At 74.2% G+C, this 4,515-nt stretch carries 6 protein-coding genes and 1 pseudogene; 3 read left to right on the top strand and 4 right to left on the bottom strand.

Annotated elements, in window-relative coordinates; all coding sequences use genetic code 11:
* The first annotated feature begins 188 nt into the window (after positions 1 to 188).
* A complete protein-coding gene (locus tag ABZ641_RS26735; protein WP_359985651.1) occupies positions 189 to 557 on the top strand; it encodes a MauE/DoxX family redox-associated membrane protein in 369 nt (122 codons plus the stop codon).
* Positions 558 to 747: 190 nt separating this feature from the next.
* Here ABZ641_RS26735 and ABZ641_RS26730 read toward each other — a convergent pair whose 3' ends face one another.
* A complete protein-coding gene (locus ABZ641_RS26730) occupies positions 748 to 1,221 on the bottom strand; it encodes a universal stress protein (RefSeq protein ID WP_359985653.1) in 474 nt (157 codons plus the stop codon).
* A gap of 60 nt (positions 1,222 to 1,281) precedes the next feature.
* A complete protein-coding gene (locus ABZ641_RS26725; protein ID WP_344624268.1) occupies positions 1,282 to 1,641 on the bottom strand; it encodes an STAS domain-containing protein in 360 nt (119 codons plus the stop codon).
* 103 nt (positions 1,642 to 1,744) lie between these two features.
* Between ABZ641_RS26725 and ABZ641_RS26720 the strand changes: the two genes are divergently transcribed.
* Together ABZ641_RS26720 and ABZ641_RS26715 are read left to right on the top strand one after the other, a co-directional pair.
* Positions 1,745 to 2,311, top strand: a complete 567-nt coding sequence (locus ABZ641_RS26720) for an XRE family transcriptional regulator (RefSeq protein ID WP_344624269.1) — start codon at positions 1,745 to 1,747, stop codon at positions 2,309 to 2,311.
* Between the two features lie 26 nt (positions 2,312 to 2,337).
* Positions 2,338 to 3,003 carry a GNAT family N-acetyltransferase gene (locus ABZ641_RS26715; protein ID WP_359985646.1) on the top strand — a complete coding sequence of 222 codons (666 nt, stop codon included), beginning with the start codon at positions 2,338 to 2,340 and terminating at the stop codon, positions 3,001 to 3,003.
* Between the two features lie 75 nt (positions 3,004 to 3,078).
* Here ABZ641_RS26715 and ABZ641_RS26710 read toward each other — a convergent pair whose 3' ends face one another.
* Positions 3,079 to 4,347: a sugar ABC transporter permease gene (locus ABZ641_RS26710; RefSeq protein WP_344624330.1), complete on the bottom strand. Its 1,269-nt coding sequence runs from the start codon at positions 4,345 to 4,347 to the stop codon at positions 3,079 to 3,081.
* Positions 4,348 to 4,421: 74 nt separating this feature from the next.
* Positions 4,422 to 4,515 (bottom strand): annotated as a pseudogene (locus tag ABZ641_RS26705) (sugar ABC transporter ATP-binding protein); the annotation flags it as partial.

Genomic DNA, 4,515 nt, shown 5'->3' with positions numbered 1-4,515 from the left:
CGCCGGGCAGGCCGCGGGCGCGGGCGGGCACGTGGGTGTCGGACACCAGGAGGAGCTCCACGGCCGCAGTCTGCCAGGGCGGGGCGGGCGGGCGCGGCCGACGTTCCGGCCCGGCGCGTCTTCCGGCTTCGGCCCCCGGACGCTACTGTCGGGTAACAACAGTCTCCCGCTCGCCGGAGGTCCCGCGCATGCCCGTCCGATCCCTCTCCGCGCGCGCCCTCGGCGGTCTGCTGGTCGGCGCCGGGGTGGCGCACTTCGCGGCCCCGCGGCAGTTCGACGCGATCGTCCCCCGCTCCCTGCCGGGCTCGCCCCGCGCCTGGACCTACGCCAGCGGCGTGGCCGAACTCACGGTCGGCGCGGCCGTCCTGGCCCCGCGCACCCGCGCCGCCGGGGCCCTGGCCGCGGCGGGCCTGTTCGCGGCCGTCTTCCCGGCCAACGTCAAGATGGCGTACGACTGGCGCCACCGCCCCTCACCCTGGCGCGAGGCCGCAGCGGCCCGCCTCCCCCTCCAGGTCCCACTCGTCCTCTGGGCCCTCAAGGTCCGCCGCAACGCCTAGGCAAGCGCACCGGACGGGCGCACCATCAGGGGCGCCGGGGGCACCTCCCGGCCGAAGACTGGGGGCGGAACTGCGCGATTCGGATGCGAGCCACCGTCCGGACCGGGGGAGCACCGGATTCGCCAGGAGCGCCACTCCCGGACTGCGCAGCACCCCCCGCCCCTTGCGGTGCTCCCCACCAAGACCCGCTCTACGGCACCACGGTGACCGGCCAGCGGCCGGCCTTCACCAGGCGGACGGCCACCGAGCCGATGATCCGGTGCCCGGCCTGCTCGGAGGCGCCCACCACCACCGCGTCCGCCTTGAGTTCGTCGGCGGCCCGCACCAGCCCGGAGTACGGGTCCCCGGGGAAGGTGACGAACTGCCAGCGCATCTCGTGGATGCCGCGCAGCCGCTCGACCCCCAGCCGGATCTCGCCGAGGAGGTGCTCCGCGACGGCGGCGGTGGCCTCGGCGACGGGCAGGCCGAGCGCGGCGGCCGCACCGAGCACGGGTTGGACGAAGACCACCGCGAGCAGGGCGTTCTGCCGCCGTGCGAGACCGGCCGCGTAGGCGACCGCGCGCCAGGAGGCGTCGGATCCGTCCGCACCGGCGACGATCACCTTGGGTCCGTCCGTACCGCGCTCGAAGCGCGGCACGGCGGCCGGCCCGGGCTCCGCCGACATGTCGTCACTCACGGCACGAGCCTAGCGCCGCCCCGCCCGCTCGATCCGCCGGGGAGGCGCTCAGTGCTCGCCGGCGGCGAGGGCCTCGGCGAGCGTGCCGTAGACCCGCAGCACCTCCTCCGCGCCGGCGATCTCCAGCAGCCCGGAGAGCGCGGCGCCGGGTTCGGCGAGCACCAGGGCGCCGCCGGCCGTCTCGACCACCTCCCGCGCGCCGAGGATCAGGTCGAGGCCGGCCGAGTCGCAGAAGGTGAGTCCGGCGCAGTCCACCACGAGGAGTCCGGGCGCGGCGGCGACGGCCTTCTCCAGGGCGTCGCGCAGCGGCGCCTCGCCGTCCCGGTCGAGTTCGCCCTCGGGGCGGACGACCACGGCATGCGCGGAACGCCGCACCGCGACGGTCAACTGCCCGCTGTCCGGTTCCATCGCTCGCTCCTCGTCCCGAAGGCACGCCCCTCAACGATAGGTCGGCGCCGCCCGAGCGGCCCGAGCTGGAGGATGCTCCCAGATATGGGATAAGGTCCCGGATATGAGATCCGACGATCCGCTGGACCTCCGGCTCGCGGCCCGCCTCGCCGAGCTCCGCACCGCTCACGGCTGGTCGCTGGACGACCTCGCGCTGCGCGCCGACGTCAGCCGCTCCACCCTCTCCCGGCTGGAGCGGGCCGAGATCAGCCCGACCGCGGCACTCCTCGGCCGGCTCTGCCGGGCGTACGGGCGCACCATGTCGCAGCTGCTCGCCGAGGTCGAGGAGAACGGCAGCGGCCTGGTCCGGGCGGCCGAGCAGCCGGTCTGGACGGATCCGGCCTCCGGCTTCGTCCGTCGCTCGGTGTCGCCGCCGCTGGCCGGCCTGCGCGGCGAGCTGGTCGAGGGCACCCTGCCGGTCGGCGCCTCGGTCGACTACGACGGCCCGTCGGTGCCGGGCCTGGAGCAGCACCTCTGGCTGCTCTCCGGCCGGCTCGACCTCACCGTCCAGGAGCGGACGCACCACCTCGCGGCCGGGGACTGCCTGCGCTTCCGGCTCTGGGGCCGCACCGCCTTCCACAGCCCGGGCCCGGACCCGGCCCGCTACGTGCTGGCCCTCGTCCTCCCCTGACCGCCCGCCCCCGACCGGAGGAACCCGTGCCACCGACCACCGATCACAAGCCCACCGATCACAGGAGCACCGATCACCACAGCGCCGGTCACGACAGCACCGAGCTCCTCACCGCGGAGGCCCTGGACGCCGCCGCCCCCGCCCTGGCGGGGCTGCTGATCGACGCCGTCCGCGCCGGCGCCTCGGTCGGCTTCCCGGCCGATCTGACCGATGAGGCCGCGACGGCGTGGTGGCGTGCCCGGGCCGACGCGGTCGCCGCCGGCGCCCTGTCGGTGTGGACGGCCGGCCCGGCCGGCGCCCCGCTGGGTACGGTCAGCCTCGCCCTGGAGCAGTACCCGAACGGCGCCCACCGAGCCGAGATCGGCAAGCTGCTGGTGCACAGCACCGCCCGCCGCCGCGGGCTCGGCCGCACCCTGCTGGCGCTCGCCGAGCGGGCCGCCGCCGAGCGCGGCCGTACCCTGCTGCTGCTCGACACCGAGACCGACAGCGACGCCGAACTGCTCTACCGCTCGTCCGGCTGGACGGCCCTCGGCACCGTCCCCGGCTACGCGGCCGATCCCGCCGGCACGCTCCGCCCGAGCACCTTCTTCTACAAGCACCTCGACGCCGCCGAGCACCCCGGCACCTCCGACGCCGCCGCGACCACCACGGCCGCCGGGACCTCCACGGCCGCCGCAGCACGGCCGTCCTGACCCGGCACGCGAACGGCCCCTCCCCGCCGCGTCCGCCGGTGGACACGGTGGGAGGGGCCGTGAGGCCGCCCGGCGTCAGGCCCGGCCGGCCGCCCGCTGGGTGCGGCGGGCCAGCGAGTCGATGACGACCGCGGCCAGCAGCACCGCGCCGGTGATCATGAACTGCAGGGCGTTGCTGAGGCCCTGGATGTTCATGCCGGACAGGATCGAGCCGATGACCAGGGCACCGAGCAGGGCCGACCAGGTCGAGCCCCGGCCGCCGAAGAGGCTGGTGCCGCCGATGACCGCCGCGGCGATCGAGTTCATCAGCAGGTTGCCGCTGCCGGAGGTCTGGCTGGCCGACTGGATCTGCGCGGCCAGGAACAGACCGCCGACCGCGGCCATCGTCGAGGTGATCATGAAGACCGAGATCCGGGTCCACGACACGTTGATGCCGGCGCGCCGGGCGCCCTCGATGTTGCCGCCGAGTGCGAAGATCTGCCGCCCGTAGGTCGTGCGGCGGAGCACGAAGTCCAGTACCACGATGAAGATCAGGAAGATCAGCAGCGCGAGCGGGAGGCCCTTGTACTGGTTCAGGGTGTACGCCGCCAGGAACGCCACGATGGTGAGGAGGATCGTGCGCACGGCGATGTCCAGGGGCGCCCGGAAGGGCACCCCGGCAGCCTGTCGGCGTCTCGCGTCGAGGAGCTGTGAGGCGAGGAAGAGCACGACGCCGACCGCGGCCGTACCGTACGCCGCGATCTGCGCGCCGTAGATGGTGGTGTACAGCTTGGAGACGATGTCGTCGCCGGGGAGGTTGATGGTGCCCTGGCTGCCGAGGATCTGCAGCATGAGGCCGTTCCAGAAGAGGTTGCCGGCCAGGGTGACGACGAACGCCGGCACTCCGATCTTGGCGAAGAAGACGCCCTGGATCAGGCCGACCACCGCGCCGCCCACGAGCGCGCACACCAGGGCGACCCATTGGTTGACGCCGTGGGTGACGCTCATGACGGCGTAGATCGCGGCACACAGGCCGGACACCGAGCCGACGGAGAGGTCGATCTCGCCTAGCAGCAGCACGAAGACGACGCCGAGGGCGATCATGCCCGTGCCGACGATCTGCTGGGAGAGGTTGGAGAGGTTCTGGGCGGACAGGAAGCTGGAGTTCAGACTGCCGAAGACCACCCAGATCACGATGAGGGCGACGATGACGGGCAGTGACCCGAGTTCGCCGCTGCTGACGCGGCGGCGGAACTCCTGGACGTAGCCCTTCAGGCCCTGCTGGCGGACGATCAGGCGCGGGTCCACCGCCGGGGTGGCGGCGGCCGCGACGTCGACCGGGGCGTTGACGCCGCCCTTCGGCATGCTGTCCTCGGGCAGCGGGACCCGTCCGGGCTCGCGTCCGGGCTCCTGGCCGGGCCCGCCGGTGGGATCGTCGGTCACTGCTGTCCCTCCTGTCCGCGAGCCTTGCGCCGGGTCACGGCGTTGTCGGTGGCACCTGTGATGGCGGAGATGATCTCCTCCTGGCTGGTG

It is taken from the genome of Kitasatospora sp. NPDC007106 (assembly GCF_040634455.1).
Classification (GTDB): domain Bacteria; phylum Actinomycetota; class Actinomycetes; order Streptomycetales; family Streptomycetaceae; genus Kitasatospora; species Kitasatospora arboriphila.
This window is presented reverse-complemented; position numbering and strand designations above follow the sequence as displayed.